Source organism: Micromonospora sp. RTBAU3-60 (assembly GCF_054963695.1).
The window spans coordinates 108,563-128,933 of sequence record NZ_JBUEGB010000008.1 but is presented as its reverse complement, the minus strand read 5'-3'; the positions used below and the strand labels follow the sequence as shown (position 1 = coordinate 128,933).

At 72.8% G+C, this 20,371-nt stretch carries 17 protein-coding genes; 3 read left to right on the top strand and 14 right to left on the bottom strand.

Annotated features, from left to right (window positions below):
- Nucleotides 1-40 precede the first annotated feature (40 nt).
- From ACY34I_RS10855 to ACY34I_RS10835, 5 genes are all read right to left on the bottom strand, one after another.
- Nucleotides 41-1,729, bottom strand: a complete 1,689-nt coding sequence (locus ACY34I_RS10855; RefSeq protein WP_462754508.1) for a ribonuclease J — start codon at nucleotides 1,727-1,729, stop codon at nucleotides 41-43.
- A 52-nt stretch (nucleotides 1,730-1,781) separates the two neighbouring features.
- Nucleotides 1,782-2,708 (bottom strand): 4-hydroxy-tetrahydrodipicolinate synthase, encoded by a 927-nt coding sequence (dapA, locus tag ACY34I_RS10850; RefSeq protein ID WP_462754506.1) that lies wholly within the window; start codon nucleotides 2,706-2,708, stop codon nucleotides 1,782-1,784.
- Between the two features lie 53 nt (nucleotides 2,709-2,761).
- Nucleotides 2,762-3,499: an FAD-dependent thymidylate synthase gene (gene thyX / locus ACY34I_RS10845; RefSeq protein WP_148795165.1), complete on the bottom strand. Its 738-nt coding sequence runs from the start codon at nucleotides 3,497-3,499 to the stop codon at nucleotides 2,762-2,764.
- Between the two features lie 88 nt (nucleotides 3,500-3,587).
- Nucleotides 3,588-4,151, bottom strand: a complete 564-nt coding sequence (locus tag ACY34I_RS10840) for a DUF2752 domain-containing protein (protein ID WP_462754504.1) — start codon at nucleotides 4,149-4,151, stop codon at nucleotides 3,588-3,590.
- On the bottom strand, nucleotides 4,141-5,370 hold the full coding sequence (locus ACY34I_RS10835; protein ID WP_462754503.1) for a winged helix-turn-helix domain-containing protein: 1,230 nt from the start codon (nucleotides 5,368-5,370) through the stop codon (nucleotides 4,141-4,143). Before ACY34I_RS10835 ends, ACY34I_RS10840 begins: the two co-directional genes overlap by 11 nt.
- Nucleotides 5,371-5,507: 137 nt before the next feature.
- Between ACY34I_RS10835 and ACY34I_RS10830 the strand changes: the two genes are divergently transcribed.
- On the top strand, nucleotides 5,508-6,059 hold the full coding sequence (locus ACY34I_RS10830; RefSeq protein WP_462754501.1) for an N-acetyltransferase family protein: 552 nt from the start codon (nucleotides 5,508-5,510) through the stop codon (nucleotides 6,057-6,059).
- Here the strand turns inward: ACY34I_RS10830 and ACY34I_RS10825 are convergent.
- Nucleotides 5,958-7,268: a glycosyltransferase family 87 protein gene (locus ACY34I_RS10825; RefSeq protein WP_462754499.1), complete on the bottom strand. Its 1,311-nt coding sequence runs from the start codon at nucleotides 7,266-7,268 to the stop codon at nucleotides 5,958-5,960. The two genes, ACY34I_RS10830 and ACY34I_RS10825, sit on opposite strands and share 102 nt — an antisense overlap.
- A 35-nt stretch (nucleotides 7,269-7,303) precedes the next feature.
- Between ACY34I_RS10825 and ACY34I_RS10820 the strand changes: the two genes are divergently transcribed.
- Nucleotides 7,304-7,885, top strand: a complete 582-nt coding sequence (locus tag ACY34I_RS10820; protein ID WP_462754497.1) for an N-acetyltransferase family protein — start codon at nucleotides 7,304-7,306, stop codon at nucleotides 7,883-7,885.
- Nucleotides 7,886-7,948: 63 nt separating this feature from the next.
- Here the strand turns inward: ACY34I_RS10820 and ACY34I_RS10815 are convergent, their stop codons facing one another.
- From ACY34I_RS10815 to ACY34I_RS10800, 4 genes are all read right to left on the bottom strand, one after another.
- Entirely contained in the window at nucleotides 7,949-8,836 is an 888-nt protein-coding gene (locus tag ACY34I_RS10815; protein ID WP_462754496.1) for a carbohydrate ABC transporter permease, read from the bottom strand.
- A 1-nt stretch (nucleotide 8,837) separates the two neighbouring features.
- Nucleotides 8,838-9,956: a carbohydrate ABC transporter permease gene (locus ACY34I_RS10810; protein ID WP_462754495.1), complete on the bottom strand. Its 1,119-nt coding sequence runs from the start codon at nucleotides 9,954-9,956 to the stop codon at nucleotides 8,838-8,840.
- Nucleotides 9,957-10,023: 67 nt separating this feature from the next.
- Nucleotides 10,024-11,271: a sugar ABC transporter substrate-binding protein gene (locus ACY34I_RS10805; protein WP_462754493.1), complete on the bottom strand. Its 1,248-nt coding sequence runs from the start codon at nucleotides 11,269-11,271 to the stop codon at nucleotides 10,024-10,026.
- Between the two features lie 26 nt (nucleotides 11,272-11,297).
- Nucleotides 11,298-12,290 (bottom strand): LacI family DNA-binding transcriptional regulator, encoded by a 993-nt coding sequence (locus ACY34I_RS10800; protein ID WP_462754492.1) that lies wholly within the window; start codon nucleotides 12,288-12,290, stop codon nucleotides 11,298-11,300.
- Between the two features lie 148 nt (nucleotides 12,291-12,438).
- On the opposite strand from ACY34I_RS10800, the gene ACY34I_RS10795 reads away from it, so the two are divergent.
- Nucleotides 12,439-14,556 carry an amylo-alpha-1,6-glucosidase gene (locus tag ACY34I_RS10795; RefSeq protein WP_462754491.1) on the top strand — a complete coding sequence of 706 codons (2,118 nt, stop codon included), beginning with the start codon at nucleotides 12,439-12,441 and terminating at the stop codon, nucleotides 14,554-14,556.
- Nucleotides 14,557-14,679: 123 nt separating this feature from the next.
- Here ACY34I_RS10795 and ACY34I_RS10790 read toward each other — a convergent pair whose 3' ends face one another.
- The 4 genes from ACY34I_RS10790 to ACY34I_RS10775 all read right to left on the bottom strand — a co-directional run bounded on the left by ACY34I_RS10790 (nucleotide 14,680) and on the right by ACY34I_RS10775 (nucleotide 20,160).
- Nucleotides 14,680-15,147 carry a GNAT family N-acetyltransferase gene (locus ACY34I_RS10790; protein ID WP_462754490.1) on the bottom strand — a complete coding sequence of 156 codons (468 nt, stop codon included), beginning with the start codon at nucleotides 15,145-15,147 and terminating at the stop codon, nucleotides 14,680-14,682.
- A 194-nt stretch (nucleotides 15,148-15,341) separates the two neighbouring features.
- Nucleotides 15,342-16,115, bottom strand: coding sequence for a 4-hydroxy-tetrahydrodipicolinate reductase (dapB, locus tag ACY34I_RS10785; protein ID WP_462754489.1), 774 nt, complete (start codon nucleotides 16,113-16,115; stop codon nucleotides 15,342-15,344).
- A gap of 79 nt (nucleotides 16,116-16,194) precedes the next feature.
- Nucleotides 16,195-17,541 carry a M16 family metallopeptidase gene (locus ACY34I_RS10780; protein WP_462754487.1) on the bottom strand — a complete coding sequence of 449 codons (1,347 nt, stop codon included), beginning with the start codon at nucleotides 17,539-17,541 and terminating at the stop codon, nucleotides 16,195-16,197.
- Nucleotides 17,542-17,802: 261 nt separating this feature from the next.
- The gene (locus ACY34I_RS10775) at nucleotides 17,803-20,160 is read right to left on the bottom strand and encodes a polyribonucleotide nucleotidyltransferase (protein WP_462754617.1); all 2,358 of its coding nucleotides are present in this window, start codon (nucleotides 20,158-20,160) and stop codon (nucleotides 17,803-17,805) included.
- Nucleotides 20,161-20,371: the final 211 nt, after the last annotated feature.

Sequence of the window (20,371 nt, the reverse complement as noted above, 5' to 3'; positions counted from 1 at the left end):
TCCACCGCGGACGGTGGACCGGCGCCGGGAGCCGGTGGCGTCAGACCTCGACGACCGTCGGGACGATCATCGGCCGGCGCCGGTACGCGTCGTTGACCCAGCGCCCGACGGTGCGCCGGACGATCTGCTGGAGCTGGTGCGGGTCGGTGATGCCGTCCGCGGCGGCCCGGTTCAGCGCCTCGGTGACCAGCGGGATCACCGGGCTGAACGCCTCCGGGTCCTCGGAGAAGCCCTTCGCCGAGACGGTCGGCCCGCCGACCACCTTGCCGGTGACCGAGTCGACCACCACGGTGGCGGCGATGAAGCCGCCGTCGCCGAGGATCCGGCGCTCGGTGAGCAGCGACTCGCTGACGTCGCCGACGGCGAGGCCGTCGACGTAGACGTAGCGGCTCTTCACGTGGCCGACCAGGCTGGCCCGCCCGTCGACCAGGTCGACCACGTCGCCGTCCTCGCAGAGCACCACCCGGTCCGGCGCGACGCCGGACTCGATGCCGAGCCGGGCGTGCGCCCGCAGGTGCCGCCACTCGCCGTGCACCGGCATCAGGTTGCTGGGGCGGGTGACGTTGAGCAGGTAGAGCAGTTCGCCGGCCGGGGCGTGGCCGGAGACGTGCACCTTGGCCACGTCCTTGTGCACCACCACCGCGCCGGCCCGGGCCAGCCGGTTGATCACCCGGTAGACCGACGTCTCGTTGCCGGGCACCAGCGACGAGGCGAGCACCACGGTGTCGCCCGGGGCGATGGTGATGTGCCGGTGGTCGCCGCTGGCCATCCGGCCCAGCGCGCTCATCGGCTCGCCCTGCGAGCCGGTGGACATCAGCACGATCTGCTCCGGCGGCAGGGCGGTGGCCTCCTCCAGGCCGACCACCAGCCCCGGCGGGATGTTGAGCAGGCCGAGGTCGCGGGCGATGCCCATGTTGCGGACCATCGAGCGGCCGATCAGCGCCACCTTGCGGCCGTGCTCGGCCGCGGAGTCCATCACCTGCTGCACCCGGTGCACGTGCGAGGCGAACGAGGCGACGATGATCCGGCCGCGCGCCTTCTGGAAGATCGAGTCCAGGACCGGCCCGATCTCCCGCTCTGGGTTGACGAAGCCGGGGATCTCCGCGTTGGTGGAGTCCGACAGCAGCAGGTCCACGCCCTCGGCGCCGAGCCGGGCGAAGCCGGCCAGGTCGGTGATCCGGCCGTCCAGCGGGAGCTGGTCCATCTTGAAGTCGCCGGTGTGCAGTACCAGGCCGGCCCCGGTCCGGATGGCCACCGCGAGCGCGTCCGGGATCGAGTGGTTGACGGCGAAGAACTCGCACGCGAACGGGCCGAGGCGCTCCCGCTGCCCCTCCCGCACGGTCAGCGTGTAGGGCTGGATCCGCCGCTCGGCCAGCTTCGCCTCGACCAGAGCCAGGGTGAACTGCGAGCCCACCAGCGGGATGTCCGCCTTGTGGGCGAGCAGGTACGGCACCGCGCCGATGTGGTCCTCGTGGCCGTGGGTGAGCACGATCGCCTGGATGTCGTCGAGCCGGTCCAGGATCGGGCCGAAGTCGGGCAGGATGAGATCCACGCCCGGCTGCTCGACGTCGGGGAAGAGCACCCCGCAGTCGACGATCAGCAGCTTGCCGTCGTACTCGAAGACGGTCATGTTCCGGCCGATGGCGCCGAGTCCGCCGAGCGGGATGATCCGCAGGCCGCCTTCCGGCAGTGGCGGGGGCAGTTCGCCCTCGATGTGCGCCTCGGTCACGCGTCCACCTCATTCTGCGACGCCGTCAGCCGGCGTCCGTCGTGTCGTTCGATCATTCGGGAAGGGGCAGGCCGGCCGCCGCGCAGTCGGCGCGCAGCTGGGCCAGTTCGGCCGCGGTGGCGTCCACCAGCGGCGGGCGTACCGGGCCGGCCGGCAGGCCCTTGGCCGCCAGGCCCGCCTTGACCAGGATCACGCCCTGGGTACGGAAGACGCCGGTGAACAGGGGCAGCAGCCGGCGGTGCAGCGCCAGGGCGGTGTTGACGTCCCCCGCCTCGTACGCCTCGATCATCTGCTTGGTCGGCACCCCGGTGAAGTGCGTCGAGGTGCCCACCACGCCGACCGCGCCGACCGCGAGGGCGGGCAGGGTCAGCGAGTCCTCGCCGCAGTAGAAGGCGAGATCGCTGCGACTGAGCACCTCCGAGGTGGCGGTGAGGTCGCCCTTGGCGTCCTTGACCGCGACGATCCGGCCGTGCTCGGCCAGCTTCAGCAGCGTGTCGGTGGCGATCGCGGTGCCGGCCCGGTGCGGGATGTCGTACAGCATGATCGGCAGCCCGGTGGCGTCGGCGACCGCGGTGAAGTGCCGCAGCAGGCCGCTCTGCGGCGGCTTGTTGTAGTACGGCGTGACCACCAGCAGGCCGTGCGCGCCGGCCTTCTCCGCCTGCACCGCCAGCTCGATGGTGTGCCGGGTGTCGTTGGTGCCGACCCCGGCGACGATCCGGGCCCGGTCGCCGACCGCCTCCGCGACGGCGCGGATCAGGCTCTCCTTCTCCGCGTCGGTGGTGGTCGGCGACTCGCCCGTGGTGCCGTTGAGCACCAGCGCGTCGTTGCCCTGCTCGTCCACGAGGTGCTGGGCGAGCCGTACGGCGCCGTCCAGGTCGAGCGACCCGTCGGCGGTGAACGGCGTCACCATGGCCGTGAGCAGTCGCCCGAACGGGCGCGACGCGCCCCGGGCCGGGGCGGCAGGGTGGTCGTGCGTCATGTTCACAACCTAGCGGACGAGCACCGGAGCCCCGGTGGGGAAGGGCACAGGAGTCACTCGGCGAGCGGGCTGGCCGCCACCTCGGTGCCGTCGGGCAGGGTGGTGATCACGAAGTCGGCGAAGACGTTCGGCGCGACGCCCTGGAGCTGCCGCAGGCACTCCACGGCCAGCTCGCGGATCTCCACGTCGGCCTGCTCGGTCGCGCGCATCTTGATGAAGTGCCGCCAGGCCCGGTAGTTGCCGGTGACCACGATCCGGGTCTCGGTGGCGTTGGGCAGCACCGCGCGGGCCGCCTGCCGGGCCTGCTTGCGGCGCAGCGTCGGGTTGGGCTCGTCGGCGAAGCGCGCCTCCAGGCCCTCCAGCAGCTCGTTGTACGCCCGCACGCTCGCCTCGGCCGCCTCGACGAACTTCTTGTGCAGCTCCGGGTCCTCGGCGATCACCCTCGGCTCGACCATCGCGGCGTCCCGCTCCGGGACGTAGCGCTGGGAGAGCTGGGAGTACGAGAAGTGCCGGTGCCGGATCAGCTCGTGGGTGAAGGACCGGGACACCCCGCTGAAGTAGAAGCTCACCGAGCCGTGCTCCAGCACGGACAGGTGCCCGACCTCGAGGATGTGCGCCAGGTAGCCGGCGTTGGTGGCGGTGGCCGGGTTCGGCTTCTTCCAGCTCTGGTAGCAGGCCCGACCGGCGAATTCGGCGAGGGCCTGGCCCCCCTCGGCGTCGGTCGACCACGGCACGTCGTCGGGGGCCTGGAACTGGGTCCACGCGATGAGCTTGACCTGGGGCTGCACCATGTCCGGCATTCCTGCGACTGTAGTGGCCGGTGGGCCCGCGGGGAAACTTGGGCGCGCGGACGTGAACCGGCGCACGCCGGACCGCGGATCAGACGTAGAGGGCGGTGAACGGTGCCCAGGGGAGATTGCGCAGCACCGAGAAGGCCAGCCAGAACGCCAGGAAGCCGCCGAGCACCTTCGGGCTGAGCCGCAGCTCCGGCAGCCGCCAGCCGAACGCGCGGTTCCCGGCCCAGGTGACGAAGAGGTAGGCCAGGAAGGGCAGCGAGAAGACGAAGAGGAAGTGGTGCCGGGCCGCGGCCGGCAGGTCGCCGTGCAGCACGTACCAGAGGGCCCGGGTGCCGCCGCAGCCCGGGCAGTCCAGCCCGGTGGTGAGCTTGAGCAGGCAGGTGGGCCGGGCGTCCGGATCGCTGTGCGTGGGGTCACTGAGCAGGGCGTACGCCATGCCGAGCCCGACGCAGCCGACCGCGGCGAGGGGCACCGCCCAGCGCGGGGCGCGGGCGTGCAGCCGCAGCACGAGGCGGGTGATCCGGTCCGGCTCGACGGGAGCGTACGCCACTCCGGCGGGCCAGTGCGCCGACTCCGGAACGGGGACCGTCTGCGGGTCGGGCGGAGAGGCCGGCCGGTCAACGCTCGTCACGCGCTCACCGTACACCCGCCACGCCCACCAGCGCGGCGGCCAGCGGGGCCGCCAGGTCGCCGGCCGCCGGCGGAGCGACCGCGTCCAGGCCGAGCCAACCGGCGAGCCGGTACAGCTCGGCGGCGAGGGCCACCGCGGTCTCCCCCGGGTCCGCCCCCGGCTCCACCCACGCGGCCGGCACCAGCAGCACCCCCGCCCTGCGGTCGGCCTTGAGGTCGACCCGGGCGGTGAACCGCTCGCCCTGCAGGAAGGGCAGCACGTAGTAGCCGTGGACCCGCTGCGGGGCGGGCACGTAGATCTCGATCCGGTAGGAGAAGCCGAACAGCCGCTCGGTGCGGGCCCGCTCCCAGACCAGCGGGTCGAACGGGCTGACCAGGGTGTTGCCCCGGACCCAGCGGGGCAGCCGGGCCGAGCCGTGCAGGTAGGCGGTCTGCCGCCAGCCCGGCACCGTGACCGGGGTCAGCTCGCCCGCCTCGACCAGCTCGGCGATCGCCCGCCGCGCCCCGGCCACCGGCAGCCGGAAGTAGTCGCGCAGCTCCGGCTCGGCCGCCACGCTCAGCGACCGGGCGGCGATCGCCACCAGCGTGCGGTGGGCGTCGGCGTCGCTCAGGGTGGGCGCGTCGAGCGCCGCGGCCGGCAGCACCCGCTCCGGCAGGTCGTAGCGGCGGGCGAAGGAGCTGGTGCGCTCGGCGGCGGTCACCTCGCCGGACCAGAACAGGAACTCCAGCGCCCGCTTGACCGCCGACCAGTTCCAGCCCCAGTTGCCGGTCTCCCGGGGCGCGTCGTGCTCGATCTCGGCGGCGGTGAGCGGCCCCCGGGCGGCCACCTCGTCACGCACCCAGGCGACCAACTCGGGCTGCTCCTGGGCGATCCGGCGCATCCCGCCCCAGGCCTCGTCGCGGGCCTTGGCCATCCGCCAGCGCAGCGCCGGGTGCAGGCCGACCGGGATCAGCGACGCCTCGTGCCCCCAGTATTCGAACAGCTCCCGGGGGCGCCGGTAGGCGGCGGCGTCGAGCAGGGTGGTCGGGTAGGGCCCGAGCCGGCTGTAGAGCGGCAGGTAGTGGGCGCGTTGCAGGACGTTGACCGAGTCCATCTGGATCAGCCCGACCCGGTCCAGCACCCGGCGCAGGTGCCGGCGGGTCGGCACCCCGGTCGGCGCCGGGTCGGCGAAGCCCTGGGCGGCGAGGGCCACGCGGCGGGCCTGGGCGAGCGAGAGCGATTCCGGTGCGGCCATCGTCCGCCGACCCTAGTCCACGGGTACGACAGCCTTCGTTCGGACGGAGCGCCGCCTAGCGGCGCGGAGGCCGAATTATGGCCGCCACGCGGCGGCGGGCGCTGGACCGACCGCCGGTCGAGGCATAGAACGGACCCATGCTGACCATCCGCCGGGAGGAGCCGGACGACGCGGCGGCGATCGCCGGGGTGCACGTGCGCGGCTGGCAGGCCGGGTACGCCGGGATCATGCCGGACGAGGTGCTGCGCCGGCTGAACCCAGCCGCCTGGGCGCAGCGCCGCCGGGACCTGGGCACGGCCGACCCGGCGCACCCGTTCACCACCCTGCTCGCCGAGGTCGACGGGGCGGTCGCCGGGTTCGCCACCTTCGGGCCGTACCGGAACAACCAAGACCGGGGCGACCTCGACCCGGCGTACGGGGAGATCCTGGCGATGTACGTCGAGCCCACCCATTGGGGCGCCGGAACCGGCCGGGCGCTGCTGGCGGCGGCCCGGGCCGGCCTGGCCGAGCGGGGCTGGACGGAGTATCGGCTCTGGGTGCTCAGTGACAACGCCCGGGCCCGGCGCTTCTACGAGCGGGCCGGGCTGTCACCGGACGGCACCGAGTCCGTCTACCGGCTGCCGCTCTCCGGCGGGCAAGACCCCGCTCTGCTGCGGGAGGTGCGCTACACCGCCCGCCTCGACGGCTGACCCGGACGGGCCACCCCGGTCGGCGGCCCCGCCGTCGGCCGACGCGGCCCAGTGCCGGATCGGCAGGCCGAGCAGCAGCGCCAGGCTGATCCAGACGTACGTGTTGCTGCCGAGGAAGCCGGTCACGCCGCTGAAGTCGCGCTCGAACCGCCAGACGATCCGGCTGATCAGGAAGGCGTACCCGACGAGCGCGGCGGCCAGCAGGAGACGGCGCCGGCGGCTGCGCGCGGGCGCCGCCATGCCGTTGTCGACCAGCAGGATCAGCCCCGGCAGCAGCCAGACCAGGTGGTGCACCCAGGTCACCGGGCTGACCAGGCACATCACCGCGCCGGTCAGGGCCAGCCCGCTCGCTTCGTCATCGGCGGTCACCGCGGCGCGCGAGCGCCAGCCCCAGACCGCCAGCGTGGCGAGCACCAGCACCAGCCAGGCGAGGGTGCTCGGGTGCTCCGGGTTCAGCCGGGCCACCACCCCGCGCAGCGACTGGTTCGAGACGAAGGCGAGTTCGCCCACCCGGTCGGTGTTCCACAGCGCCTCGGTCCAGAATTCGCGGGAGGCGTCGGGGAAGAGCGCGCCGGCCAGCAGGGTGGCCCCGGCCGCCGCGCCCATCGCGGTGAACGCGGCCCGCCAGCGCCCGGTGACCAGCAGATAGACGATGAAGATGCCCGGGGTCAGCTTGATCGCGGTGGCCAGGCCGACACCCACCCCGGCCCACCGGCTGCCGGCCGGCAGCAGCCGCAGCAGGTCCACCGCCACCAGGAAGAGCAGCAGCATGTTGACCTGGCCGAAGTTGACCGTCTCGCGCATCGGCTCGAACGCGGCGGCCAGGCAGACCGCCACCGCGAGGGCGAACCAGCGGGTCCACCCGGCGCGGCGGGCGATCGGGTCGACCAGCCACCAGATGACCACCGTGCTGGCCACCACGGTGGCGGCCACGCTCACCGTGATCGCCGCGTGCCACGACAGGTACGCCATCGGCAGCATCACCAGGGCGGCGAACGGCGGGTAGGTGAACCCGTACTGGGTCCTGGCGCGGAGGAAGTCGTAGATCTCCCCGCCGTCGTGCACCCAGTAGTTCAGCGCGCCCCGGTAGACGTTGAGGTCGAAGAAGCCGTGCCGCACGGCCGCCTCCGACAGGAAGGCGGTCACCGCGACGGCGAGCACCACCACGGCGACGACCTGCGCGATCGTCCGCCTGGCACCCTGCGCCACCGTCGCCTCCCTCGCCCTGCGTAGGCTCACGTGCCATGGCTCTCGGGTACGTCCGCCCCGCGCGTCCGGAAGACGCCGGCGAGATCGCACGCATCCAGCTCGCGACCTGGCGGGTCGCGTACCGCCGGATCCTGCCCCGGCACGTGCTCGACAACCTGGACGAGGCGTACCTCGCCCGGCGGTGGAGCGTGGCGGTGCAGGAGCCGCCCTCGGGCGCGCACCGCGTGCTCGTCGCCGTCGAACAGGCCGAGCAATCGTATCTGGTGGGGTTCGCCGCTTCCGGTCCGGCCGATGCCGAGGCGCTCGCCCCGGGCGAGCCGGCCGACGCGCTCGGCGAGGGCGTGGCGGCGGTGACCGACCTGCTGGTCGAGCCGCGCTGGGGTCGGCGCGGGCACGGCAGCCGGCTGCTCGCTGCCGCCGTCGACGGGTGGCGGTCCGACGGCTTCACCCGGGCGGTGGCCTGGGCGTTCGACGGGGATGCGGCGACCCGGAAGTTCCTCACCTCGACCGGTTGGGAGCCGGACGGCGCGGCCCGTGCGTTGGACGTGGACGACATGCTCGTCCCGCAGCTGCGGCTGCACGTCGCCGTGCCCACCGAGCCGGTCGCGACGGACTGAACAGATTGGTGGCGGTTCCCCGCGGCGCGGGGAACTGCCACCAATCTCGATCGAACCCGTCGCTCAGCCCTTGTCGGCGCCCTCGTTGGCGCCCCGCACGAAGTAGCGTTGGAAGATCACGAACAGCACCGCCACCGGGATGGTGGCCAGCAACGCCGCACCCAGCTTGAGCGGATACTGCGTGCCCTTGCCGAGCGAGCCGCTGACCAGGTCGGCCAGGCCGCGGGGCAGGGTGAACAGGTGCGGGTCCTGGACCGAGACCAGGCTGTGCGGGAACTCGTTCCAGGAGCCCTGGAACGACAGGATGGTCAGCGTGATCAACGCGGGCCGCGCCATCGGCAGCACCACCGACCAGAAGGTGCGGAACACTCCGGCGCCGTCGATCCGGGCCGCCTCCTCCACGCTGACCGGGACCGACTCGAAGAACTGCTTCATGATGAACACCCCGGCCGCGTCCGCCAGCAGCGGCACCACCAGGCCCGCGTAGCTGTCGTAGAGGCCGAGCTGCTTGAGCACCAGGAACTTCGGGATCAGCAGCACCACGCCGGGCACCGCCATCACCGCGATGACCGCGGCGAAGAGCCCGGCCCGGCCCCGGAAGCGCAGCCGGGCCAGGGCGTACCCGGCGAGCGAGTCGAAGAAGACCCGGCCGAGCGTGACCAGCACGGTGACCAGCAGCGAGTTACCCAGCCAGAGCGGGAAGTTGGTGCCCGCGAAGATCCGCTCGAAGCCGGCCAGCGTCACCGGGTCGGGCACCGGCGAGAGCGGGTTCGCCGCCGCGTCCGGCTCGGTCTTGAACGAGTTGCCGAGCTGGATCACGAACGGGTAGATGAAGACCAGCCCGAAGAAGATCAGGACCGCGTACCCCAGGATGCGGTTGACCTGGGCGCGGGGCCCGCGGTCGGCGCGCGGCGCGACGGGCGCCGCCGGCCGGTCGGTCAGCACGGCCATGTCAGGACCCTTCCGGTACGCGTCGCCGCCACCACCGGCCGCGCCGGGATCCGTCCCGGTCGGCCATCACCCGGCGCTGGAGCAGGGTGAACAGGATGATGATCAGGAACAGCACGAACGAGATCGCCGCCCCCGAGCCGTAGTCGAAGTCCCGGAACGCGGTGCGGTACGACAGGTACGCCGGGGTGAGGGTGGTCTTGGCCGGGTCGCCCTGGCTCATCACGTACACCTGGTCGAAGACCTGCCAGCAGCCGATCAGGCCGAGGGTGAGCACCAGGAAGGTGGCCGGCTTGATCATCGGCAGGGTGACGTAGCGGAACCGCTGCCAGCGGCTCGCCCCGTCGAGCGTGCTGGCCTCATCCAGGGCCACTGGCACGTTCTGCAGGGCGGCGAGGAAAATCAGCATGAACGTGCCCGAGGTGGTCCAGATCACCAGGCAGATGATCGAGGTCATGGCGACGCTCGGCCCGGAGAGCCAGTCCCACCAGGTCAGCCCGAGCGGGCCGCCGGAGGTGAGCGCGGCGGGCGGGGAGTCCACCCCGACGGCGCCGAACAGCAGGTGCAGCACGCCCCGGGAGTCCGCGAACCACTCCGGCCCGCCGATGCCGAACAGGGCGAGCAGCCTGTTGACCGCGCCGGAGTTGGCGAACAGGAACAGGAACACCACGCTGATCGCCACCGAGCTGGTGACCGAGGGGAAATAGAAGGCGCTGCGGAAGAAGCCCTTCCCCTTGAGCATCCGGTTGTTCACGATCAACGCGAGGCCGAGGGCGAGCGCGGTCTGCACCGGCACCACGATCCCGACGTAGTACATGTTGTTGCGGATGCTGGTCATGAAGTCGCGGCGGTCGAGCCCGTCTTCGACGAACAGCCGGGTGTAGTTTTTCGCACCGACGAACGGCACGTCGCTGGTGAACGGGCTGCCCTGGCCGTTCCAGTCGGTGAGGCTCACCCAGAGCGCCATCAGGATCGGCAGCAGCATGAAGAGCCCGAGGATCACGATCACCGGCGCGACGAAGAGCCAGCCGGCGATGTTCTCGTTGCCGCGGATGCCCCTGCGGCGGCGGCGCGACGGGCCGGCCGGTGTGGTGGCCGGGGCGGTGAGCGCCTCCGTAGCCATCTCCCCTCCCTCCTTCGAGTGGGAGCCGACACGGAGGGACCCGCGACGCGGGCCCCTCCGGTCACGCTCAGCCGCCGAGCGCCGCCTTGGCGTTCTTGTCGAAGTTCGCCAGGATGCTCTTCGGGTCGCCGGTGGCCAGGCCCTGCAGGCCGGCCTCGAGGTCGCGCAGCACGCTGTCCATCTTCGGCGCGTTCACCGGGCCCTGGGCGTACGCGGCGCCGTCGATGAACGGCTTGTCCGCCGGGAAGGCGCTGGTGTACTGGTCGCGGACGGACTGCCGGGACGGCATCACGCCGAACGCGTTGGCGAAGGCGATCTGCTGGTCGCCGGCGGTCATCGCCTCGACGAACTTGATCGCCTGGTCCTTGAACTTCGACTTCGCGGCGATGCCCCAGCACTGCGTGAAGGAGAGGGTGCCCTGGCCCTTCGGGCCGGCCGGCAGCGGGACGACCTTGTACTTCACGTTCGGGAAGTCGTTCTTCAGGGCACCCTTGATCCAGTTGCCCTCGATGGTCATCACGGCCTTGCCCTTGCCGAACGCCTCACCGGACCAGCCGGCGTCGAGCTGCTTCGGGAACTTCGCGTAGCCGTTCGTGAGCAGGCCCTTGACGTACTCGAGGGCCTGGAGGTTCTCCGGGGTGTCGGCGGTCGGCTGCTTGCCGTCCTTGCTCATCAGCCAGCCGCCGTTCTGCACCATGAACGCGCCGATCCGGTCCCGGGTGTCGCCGAGGGCGAGCGCCACCATGCCCTTCGCCTTGATCTTCTGGCTGGCGGCGGTGAGCTGGTCCCAGGTGGTCGGCACGTCGGCGTCGGTCAGGCCGGCCTTGGCCCACAGGTCGGTGTTGATCTCGAGCGCCAGGGTGGAGAAGTCCTTCGGCGCGCAGTAGAGCTTGCCGTCGTAGGTGAAGGTGTTGCGCAGGCTCTCGTAGAAGTCGTCCTTGTTGCTGACCTTGTCGCCGTACGGCTCCAGCGCGCCGACGCTGGCGTAGTCGGCGAACCGGGACGCGTCGACATAGAAGACGTCCGGCGGGGTGCCGCCGGCGAGGGCCTGGCCGAGCTGCTGGGTGAGGTCCTGGGCGGGGGTGACGGTCGCGGTGTTGCCGGAGGAGGAGGCCCACTTCGCGGCGGCGTCCTGCACCGCCTTGGTCTCGGCGTCACCGGAGGAGCCGATCATGATCTGCAGGTTGGCCGGACCGCTGGACTGCTTGGTGTCCTTCGCGGAGTCGTCGAACCCGCTGCCGCAGGCGGCGGTGCCGAACAGCGCGGCGGCCGTGAGGCCGGCCAGCGCCGCCCGGGTGAGGGTGCGAGGTGTCATCTCATTCTCCTGGTGGGGATGGGGGATCACGCGGTGTGCCGGAGCACGAGCGTGGGGCTGAGTAGCACGTGTGGGTCGGTGGGCTGACCGTCGAGCAGGCCGGTGAGCAGCTCGAAGCAGCGGGCGGCGGCAGCCGCGAGCGGCTGGCTGACGCTGGTCAGCCCGACCACGGCGGCCACCGGGGTGTCGTCGAAGCCGACGACGGCGACGGAGGCGGCCACCGCGCGTACCGCCTGGAGAGCGCCGAGGGCGAGCGAGTCGCTGACGCAGACCACCGCGGTGGGCGGTTCGTCGGCGGCGAGCAGCGCCCGCATCTCCCGCTCGCCGTGGGCGATGCCGTCCTCCGTCTCGCGGTGCGGTGCGGCGGCGCCGTCCAGGCCGGCGGCGGCCATGACGGTACGCCAGCCGGAACGCCGGTCGTCGCCGACGCCGGAACCCGCCGGCCAGCCGATGAAGCCGATCCGGCGGTGGCCGGTGTCGAGCAGTCGCTGGGTGGCCTGCGCGGTGCCGGCCGCGCCGTCGACGTCGACCCAGGGATGGGCCTCGGCGGCGTCCCAGGGTCGGCCGAAGGTCACGAACGGCACGTTCCGCTCGGCCAGCCAGGCGGTCCGCGGGTCACCGTGGTCGGTGCCGGTGAGCACGAAACCGTCCAGGTCGTACGCGCCGAGCAGGTCGTCGTAGGTGTCGATCTCGTGTCCGTCGTCGCGGGCGGTGTAGAGCAGGACCCGATAGCCGGCGGCGTCGGCGGTCTCGGTGAGGCCGTGCAGGAACCGGTCGAGCACCGAGCCGTTGATCCCGTCCCGGGTGGGCTCGATCCGGACCGCGACGAGCCGGGAGCGACCGGTCCGCATCTGCCGGGCGGCCTGGTTGGCCCGGTAGCCCAGCGCGGCGATCGCCTCCTCCACCCGGCGCCGGGTCTCGTCCCGGACGATGTGCGGCGCGTTGAGGACGTTGGAGACCGTCTGCCGGCTCACCTGGGCATGCCGGGCCACCGTCGAGATGGTCACCTTTTCAGCCATTGAGTCCCTCTCGCCGCCTTGAACGTTCCAACGTGGATACGGCAGTATTAGATCGTTCAAAGTTTCTGGAATGTTTCGCACTCTGCACCGGGCCGGAGCCAGTTGTCAAGACACGCTCCGGCCACCCGATCAGCACCAGGAGTTCCCCGTGTCCGAACGCCACCTGCAACCCCTGCTGCACGAGCTGGTCGGGGCGGTCCACGCCCCCACCAGCGCGCTGGGCGACGCGGCGGGTCAGATCCGGCCGAGCGGCGTCCAGGGCGTGTTCCACGCCGACGCCCGCGTACTCTCCCGCGCCGAGCTGCGCGTCGACGACCGGGAACCGGAGGCGGTTGCCCATGGGGCGGCCGGGCCCCACGGGGTCCGCTTCGTCGCCCTGGCCCGCTGGCTCGGCGACCCCGGCCCCGACCCGACCGTCCGGATCGACCGCATCCGGGAGGCCGGCCCGCACGGCGTCACCGAGGAGATCCGGGTCACCTCCACCGCCGCGGCCCCCGTCCGCGCCACGGTCAGCGTCGACCTGGGCTGCGACCTCGCCCCGATCGAGCTGGTCAAGTCCGGCGGGAACGGGGCGCCGCTGGAGGCGAAGTCCGGCGAGCCCGGCCGGGTCCAGTGGGCCGCCGAGGGCGTCACCGTCACGGTGACCGGCGAGGCGGCGACTGTCGACGCCACCGGCGACCGGGCCCTCGCGCCCCGGCTGAGCTGGCCGGTTGACCTCGCCCCCGGCGACGCCGTGACGCTGCGCTGGCGGCTCGCCGTCACCGACCCGAAGGCCGTGGTGGTCGCCCCGCCGGCCGGCCCCGAGTGGTCCGTCCCGCAGGTACGTGCCGACGACCGCCGGCTGGTCCGGCTGCTCGACCGCTCCCTGGCCGACCTGCGCGGGCTGCGGCTGGCCGACCCGGCCCACCCCGGGGACGTCTTCCTCGGCGCGGGTGTGCCCTGGTTCCTCACCCTCTTCGGCCGGGACAGCCTCTGGGCCGCCCGGATGATGCTGCCGCTCGGCACCGAACTGGCCGCCGGGACGCTGCGCGTCCTCGCGCGCCGGCAGGGCACCAGGGTCGACCCGGCCACCGGCGAGGCGCCCGGCAAGATCCTGCACGAGCTGCGCCGGCACGAGTTCAGCCTGCCCGCCCACGAGCTGCGGCTGCCGCCGGCCTACTACGGCACGGTCGACGCCACCATGCTCTGGGTCGGCCTGCTGCACGACGCCTGGCGCTGGGGTCTCGCCGCCGGCCAGGTCGAGCCGCTGCTCCCGCATTTGGAGGCGGCGCTCGGCTGGCTCGGCGAGCACGCCGACGCCGACGGCGACGGCTTCGTCGAGTACGTCGACACCAGCGGCAGCGGCCTGGCCAACCAGGGCTGGAAGGACTCGGGCGACTCGATCCGGTTCCGCGACGGCCGGCAGGCGCAGTCGCCCATCGTGCTGTCCGAGGTGCAGGGGTACGCGTACCAGGCGGCGGTGCACGGCGCCGACCTGCTCGACGCCTTCGGCCGCCCGGGCGGCGACCGCTGGCGGGAGTACGCCGACCGGCTGGCCCGGCGGTTCCGCGACGCGTTCTGGGTGGACGGCCGGTACGGCCCGCAGCCCGCGCTGGCGCTGGACCGGGACAAGCGCCCGGTCGACTCGCTGACCAGCAACATCGGCCACCTGCTCGGCACCGGGTTGCTCTCGGACGCCGAGTCGGCGCAGGTGGCGGCGCTGCTGTCCACCGAGGCGCTGGCCGGCGGCTTCGGGCTGCGCACCATGTCCACCGACGACGCCGGGTTCAGCCCACTGTCCTACCACTGCGGGTCGATCTGGACGCACGACACCGCCATCGTGGTCGGCGGGCTGGCCCGGGCCGGCTTCGCCGACGCCGCGCTCCGCCTCGCCGACGGGCTGCTCGCCGCCGCCGAGGCGTTCGACTACCGCCTCCCCGAGCTGCACGCCGGCGACGACCGGGCGGTGCTCGGCCGACCGGTCCCGTACCCGGCCGCGTGCCGGCCGCAGGCCTGGTCGGCGGCCGCCGCCGTGCTGCTGCTCCAGGCCGGCGTGGGCATCTACCCCGACGTGCCCGGCGGCCGGGTGCGACTGAGCCCGCTGGCCGGCCCGGAGCTCGGCGCGCTCGCCGTCGACGGCCTCCGCGTCGCCGGCGCCCCGGTCACCGTCCAGGTCGACCAGGCCGGCCACCCCACCATCACCGGCCTCCCCACCACCCTGACGGTGACCACCACCCCCCACATCCCCACCCAGCGCTCCACCACGGACACCCCCGCCCCGCGCTGACGCGGTGTCGCCCCGCCCGCCCGCGGCGGTTGATCATGAAGTTGTTGTCCCGACACGCCGGTGCCGGCCGCAACAACTTCATGATCACCGCGCGGGCGGGTGGGCGGGGTGAAGTGGGGTGGGTCAGGCGGGGGTTAGTTGGGCGATCAGTTCGTCGTCCTCCATGGCGCCGGTGGGGTGGAAGCCGAGGGATCGGTAGAGGGTGGCGGCCTGGGTGTTGTCCGGGTGGTAGCTGAGGCGGATCGGGTGACCCCGCGTGGCCAGCCAGTCGGCGAGGGTGCGCACGGCGGCCCGGCCGACGCCCCGGCCCTGCTCGGCAGCGTCGATCACCATGCCGCCGATCCACCGGGAGCCGTCGTCGTCCACGCCCCACATGACGTGGCCGACCACCGTCTCGTCCGCGTACACGGCCAGCGAGGTCCAGACGTCCGAGCGCATGGTCAGCAGCAGGTAGCGGGCGGCCAGGGCGGGCACCCAGGCGCGCTGGTCGTCGCGGGGCGCCACGTCCGCCACGGCCCGCCAGTTGTCGTCGTCGACGGGACGCAGGGTCACCTGCCGACCGGCGCGGTCGCGGAGCGCAGAATCGATCATGTGCGCGACCCTAGGTCCGCGCCGGTCCCCCGGCGACACAATTCCGCCGGTCGGCGGTCCGGCCGACCCGGCCCCACCCGGAGCCGCACGCCCAGCCGGGACAGCCGATCAGGCTGCGGCCGTCGCGGCGTCCAGGAAGGGCCGCGGGTCACCGGCGCCGAGGACGGTGACCCCGCGGCATGCGGCGCCGCGGTTCAGTCGAGCAGGGCGTCCAGGCCGACCGTGAGGCCCGGCCGGTTACCCACCTCCCGCACGGCGAGCAGCACGCCGGGCATGAACGAGGCCCGGTCGTACGAGTCGTGGCGGATGGTCAGCGTCTCGCCGGTGGTGCCGAAGAGCACCTCCTGGTGGGCGACCAGACCGGTGGCGCGGACGGCGTGCACGCGTACCCCGTCGATCTCGGCGCCGCGCGCGCCCGGCACCTCGTCCCGGGTGGCGTCCGGCACGGCACCGAGGCCGGCCTCGGCGCGGGCCTGGGCGATCAGCCGCGCCGTGTGCGTGGCGGTGCCGCTGGGGGCGTCCAGCTTGCGCGGGTGGTGCTGCTCGATGATCTCGACCGACTCGAAGTGCCGGGCGGCGCGGGCGGCGAACTGCATCATCAGCACCGCCCCGATGCCGAAGTTCGGGGCGATCACCACACCCACGCCCGGCTTGCGCGCCAGCCAGCCGCGCACCCGCTCCAGGCGCTGCTCGGTGAAGCCCGTGGTGCCGACCACCACGTTGATGCCCTGGTCGATGCACCAGTGCAGGTTGTCCATGACGACGTCCGGGGTGGTGAAGTCGACGACCACCTCGGCACCGGCGTCGGAGGCGGCGAACAGCCCGTCGCCCTGGTCGACCATCGCCACCAGGTCCATGTCGGGGGCCCCGTCGACCGCCTTGCAGACCTCCATGCCCATCCGGCCGCGGGCACCCAGCACGCCGACCCGGACCGGCTCGGCCAGGTTCTTCTCCTGCTCGTCAGTCACGGGGCACAACCTATCCCAATCAGGACGCGGTCACCCCACGGGACCGGTCAGCGGGACCCGGTCACCCCGACGGGAGCGTTCAGCGGGACGTCGCGAAGGCGGACTCGTCGAACGGGCCGACCACCGCCAGGGACATCGGGCGGCTGAGCAGGTCGGCGGCCAGGCCGTTCACGTCGTCCAGACTCACCGCGTCGACCCGGGCGAGCAGCTCGTCCACCGGCATCAGGTCGCCGTAGAGCAGCTCACCCTTGGCCAGCCGGCTCATCCGGGAGCCGGTGTCCTCCAGCCCGAGGACGAAGGAGCCCTTGCTCATCCCCTTGCCCCGGGCCAGCTCGGCCTCGGTGATCCCCTCGGCGGCCACCTTGGCCAACTCGGCGCGGGTCAGCTGCAGCACCTCGTCCAGCTTGCCCGGGGCGCAGCCGGCGTAGACGGCGAACAGGCCGCTGTCGGCGTACTGGCTGGCGTACGAGTAGACCGAGTAGGCCAGGCCGCGCTGCTCGCGGATCTCCTGGAACAGCCGGCTGGACATGCCGCCGCCGAGGACGTTGTTGAGCACCCCGAGGGCGAAGCGCCGCTCGTCCATGCGGTCGATGCCCGGGCAGCCGAGGATCAGGTGTGCCTGCTCGGTCTCCTTCGGCTCGACCAGGGTGGTGGCCGGCTTCGTGCGTACCGCCGGGGCGGTCGGCCGGTACGGCGCCGGTGCCGCCGGGTCGGTGTCCAGCGGGGTGCCGCGCAGGGCCTGGCGGACCAGCTTGACCACGGCGGCGTGGTCGAGGTTGCCGGCGGCGGCGATGACGATCTGCGGCGCGGTGTACGTGCGGCGGTAGAAGTTCTGGATCTGCCGGCGGGTCATCGGGGTGACCGTCTCCTCGGTGCCGGAGATCAGTCGGCCGAGGGGGTGGTCGCCGTAGACGGCGCGGGCGAACAGGTCGTGCACCTCGTCGCCGGGCTCGTCGTCGTGCATGGCGATCTCTTCGAGGATGACGCCGCGCTCGGTCTCCACATCGGCTGGGTTCAGCACCGAGTCGGCGACCAGGTCGCACATGACGTCGATGGCCAGGGGCAGGTCCTCGTCCAGCACCCGGGCGTAGTAGCAGGTGTATTCCTTGGTGGTGAAGGCGTTCGTCTCGCCGCCCACCGCCTCGATCTGCGAGGAGATCTCCAGCGCGCCGCGCTTGTGCGTGCCCTTGAAGAGCAGGTGCTCCAGGAAGTGCGCGGCGCCGGCCTGCGGCCCGGTCTCGTCCCGGGAGCCGATGGCCACCCAGATGCCGAACGAGACGCTGCGCATCGCCGGGATCGCCTCGGTGAGCACGCGCAACCCGCTGGGCAGCACGGTACGGCGCACGGTGCCGCCGAGCGGGTCGTCGCTGAGCGTGCGGGTGACCGCCCGGGTCGACCCGCCGGCGGACCGGGTGGCCCCGGTCACGTGCCGGACGGCACCGGACGGCGCCACCCCCCGTCGATCCGCAGGAAAAGACGAACGCCGGGTCCGGCTCACGAAAACCTGCTTCCAGTTCGACGAGGGGTGGGTGGTGCGGGTGACGGCTCCAGGCCGCGGCACGGCGTCAGACGCGCCGGGCTGAAGTCGCCGGGTGACGGCTACAGGGCGCGGCGCGCCGTCGGACGCGCCGGGCTGGAGTCGCCGCCGGCCGGGTGACGCGGTCGACGTCACCCGGCCGATCGAGGATCAGCTGTGCCGGGTCCGGCGACGCGGGCGGGACTCGCCGCCGCCCTCGCCGCCCTCGCCGCGGTCCGGGCCCCGGCCGCCGCGCTCGCGGTCGCCGCGGTCGCGCGGACCCCGGTCGCCCCGGTCCCGGCCGGCGGGGCGCTCGCCACCGGCGGCCTCCTCGGCGGCCGGCGCGTCGGCGCCCTCCGGGCGGACCTTGTCCAGGTAGATCTTGCCGCGCTGGTCGATGTCGGCGATCTCCACCTCGACCTTGTCGCCGACGTTGAGGAAGTCCTCAACCTTCTCGACCCGCTTGCCGTCGCCCACCTTGGAGATGTGCAGCAGGCCGTCACGGCCGGGCAGGAGCGAGATGAAGGCGCCGAACGGGGCGGTCTTCACCACGGTGCCGAGGAACCGGTCGCCGGCCTTCGGCAGGGTCGGGTTGGCGATCGCGTTGATCCGCTCGACCGCGGCCTGGGCCGACGGGCCGTTGGTCGCGCCGACGTAGATGGTGCCGTCGTCCTCGATGGAGATCTCGGCGCCGGTCTCGTCCTGGATGGCGTTGATGGTCTGGCCCTTCGGGCCGATCACCATGCCGATCTTGTCGACCGGGATCTTCACGGTGGTGACCCGCGGGGCATAGTCCGACATCTCGGCCGGGGCCTCGATGGCCCGCTGCATCACGTCGAGGATGGTCTGCCGGGCCTCGTGCGCCTGCTGGAGCGCGGCGGCCAGCACGTCCGACGGGATGCCGTCGAGCTTGGTGTCGAGCTGGAGGGCGGTGACGAACTCCCGGGTGCCGGCGACCTTGAAGTCCATGTCGCCGAACGCGTCCTCGGCGCCGAGGATGTCGGTCAGCGTCACGTACTGGGTCTTGCCCTCGACCTCGTCGGAGATGAGGCCCATGGCGATGCCGGCGACCGGCGCCTTCAGCGGCACACCGGCCGACAGCAGGCCCAGGGTGGAGGCGCAGACCGAACCCATCGAGGTGGAGCCGTTGGAGCCGAGCGCCTCGGAGACCTGCCGAATGGCGTACGGGAACTCCTCGCGCGACGGCAGCACCGGGATCAGCGCCCGCTCGGCCAGCGCGCCGTGGCCAATCTCGCGCCGCTTCGGCGAGCCGACCCGGCCGGTCTCACCGGTGGAGTACGGCGGGAAGTTGTAGTTGTGCATGTAGCGCTTGGACTTCTCCGGGGAGAGGGTGTCCAGCGACTGCTCCATGCGCAGCATGTTCAGCGTGGTGACGCCCAGGATCTGGGTCTCACCGCGCTCGAACAGCGCCGAACCGTGCACCCGCGGCAGCACGCCGACCTCGGCGGTCAGCGGGCGGATGTCGCGCGGGCCGCGGCCGTCGATGCGGACCTGCTCGCGCAGCACCCGGCTGCGGACCTCGGACTTGGTCAGCGAGCGGAAGGCGGCGGAGAGCTCCTTCTCGCGGCCCTCGAAGCGCGGGCCGAGCTCCTCGGCGACCCGGACCTTGATCCGGTCCAGGGCCTCCTCGCGGTCGTGCTTGCCGGCGATCTTCAGGGCCTCGGCGACGTCGGCGCGGGCCAGCTCGGCAACCGCGTCGTACGCGTCGTCCTGGTAGTCCAGGAAGACCGGGAACTCGGCGACCGGCTTGGCGGCCACCTCGGCCAGCTCGCTCTGCGCCCGGCACAGCTCCCGGATGGCCGGCTTGGCGGCCTCCAGGCCGCTGGCCACGACCTCCTCGGTCGGCGCGGGGGCGCCGCCGGCGACCAGCGCCACGGTGTGCTCGGTGGCTTCGGCCTCGACCATCATGATCGCGACGTCGCCGTCCGGCAGGGCGCGGCCGGCCACGACCATGTCGAAGGTGGCCCGGGCCAGCTCCTCGTGGGTCGGGAAGGCGACCCACTGGCCGTCGACGTGCGCCATCCGGGTGGCCCCGATCGGGCCGGAGAACGGCAGGCCGGAGAGCTTGGTGGACATCGAGGCGGCGTTGATCGCCACGACGTCGTACGGGTGCTGCGGGTCGAGCGCGAGGACGGTCTCGACCACCTGGACCTCGTTGCGCAGGCCCTTGACGAACGACGGGCGCAGCGGCCGGTCGATCAGCCGGCAGGTGAGGATGGCGTCCTCGCTGGGCCGGCCCTCGCGGCGGAAGAACGAGCCGGGGATGCGGCCCGCGGCGTACATCCGCTCCTCGACGTCCACCGTGAGTGGGAAGAAGTCGAACTGCTCCCGCGGCTGCTTGCCGGCGGTGGTGGCGGAGAGGACGACCGTCTCGCCGAGCTGGGCGATGACAGAGCCGGCGGCCTGGCGGGCCAGCCGGCCGGTGGAGAAGGTGATCTCACGGGTGCCGAAGGACCCGTTGTCGATCACGGCGGTGCGGGATTCGGTGCCGAGGTTGGTCTCGGTCATGGTGCTGTCGTGCTCCTTCGCGTCGGGGGTCCACGACACGGGAGCTGCTCAGACGGCCGGTCTTCGATCGAAGCGCCCGGGTGGCCGGCACGATGCCGGGGTGCCCCGGGGGCCACTACCGGAGACCGGTACGCTGACCGGCTCCCTCTCGGGTGGTCGCGTGACCCGGTTCTTTCAGTGGTACCGGAACGGGGGAGCGGCCGCAGGCCAC

Bases quoted from the DNA above. Each gene is read 5' to 3' on its own strand.
- ACY34I_RS10830 (WP_462754501.1), top strand. From the start codon at position 5,508: ATGCTGACCATCCGCCGGGAGGAGCCGGACGACGCGGCGGCGATCGCC.
- ACY34I_RS10790 (WP_462754490.1), bottom strand. From the start codon at position 15,147: ATGATCGATTCTGCGCTCCGCGACCGCGCCGGTCGGCAGGTGACCCTG.
- ACY34I_RS10805 (WP_462754493.1), bottom strand. From the start codon at position 11,271: ATGACACCTCGCACCCTCACCCGGGCGGCGCTGGCCGGCCTCACGGCC.
- thyX (WP_148795165.1), bottom strand. From the start codon at position 3,499: ATGGTGCAGCCCCAGGTCAAGCTCATCGCGTGGACCCAGTTCCAGGCC.
- ACY34I_RS10835 (WP_462754503.1), bottom strand. From the start codon at position 5,370: ATGGCCGCACCGGAATCGCTCTCGCTCGCCCAGGCCCGCCGCGTGGCC.
- ACY34I_RS10815 (WP_462754496.1), bottom strand. From the start codon at position 8,836: ATGGCCGTGCTGACCGACCGGCCGGCGGCGCCCGTCGCGCCGCGCGCC.
- ACY34I_RS10810 (WP_462754495.1), bottom strand. From the start codon at position 9,956: ATGGCTACGGAGGCGCTCACCGCCCCGGCCACCACACCGGCCGGCCCG.
- ACY34I_RS10775 (WP_462754617.1), bottom strand. From the start codon at position 20,160: ATGACCGAGACCAACCTCGGCACCGAATCCCGCACCGCCGTGATCGAC.
- ACY34I_RS10800 (WP_462754492.1), bottom strand. From the start codon at position 12,290: ATGGCTGAAAAGGTGACCATCTCGACGGTGGCCCGGCATGCCCAGGTG.
- dapA (WP_462754506.1), bottom strand. From the start codon at position 2,708: ATGACGCACGACCACCCTGCCGCCCCGGCCCGGGGCGCGTCGCGCCCG.
- ACY34I_RS10820 (WP_462754497.1), top strand. From the start codon at position 7,304: ATGGCTCTCGGGTACGTCCGCCCCGCGCGTCCGGAAGACGCCGGCGAG.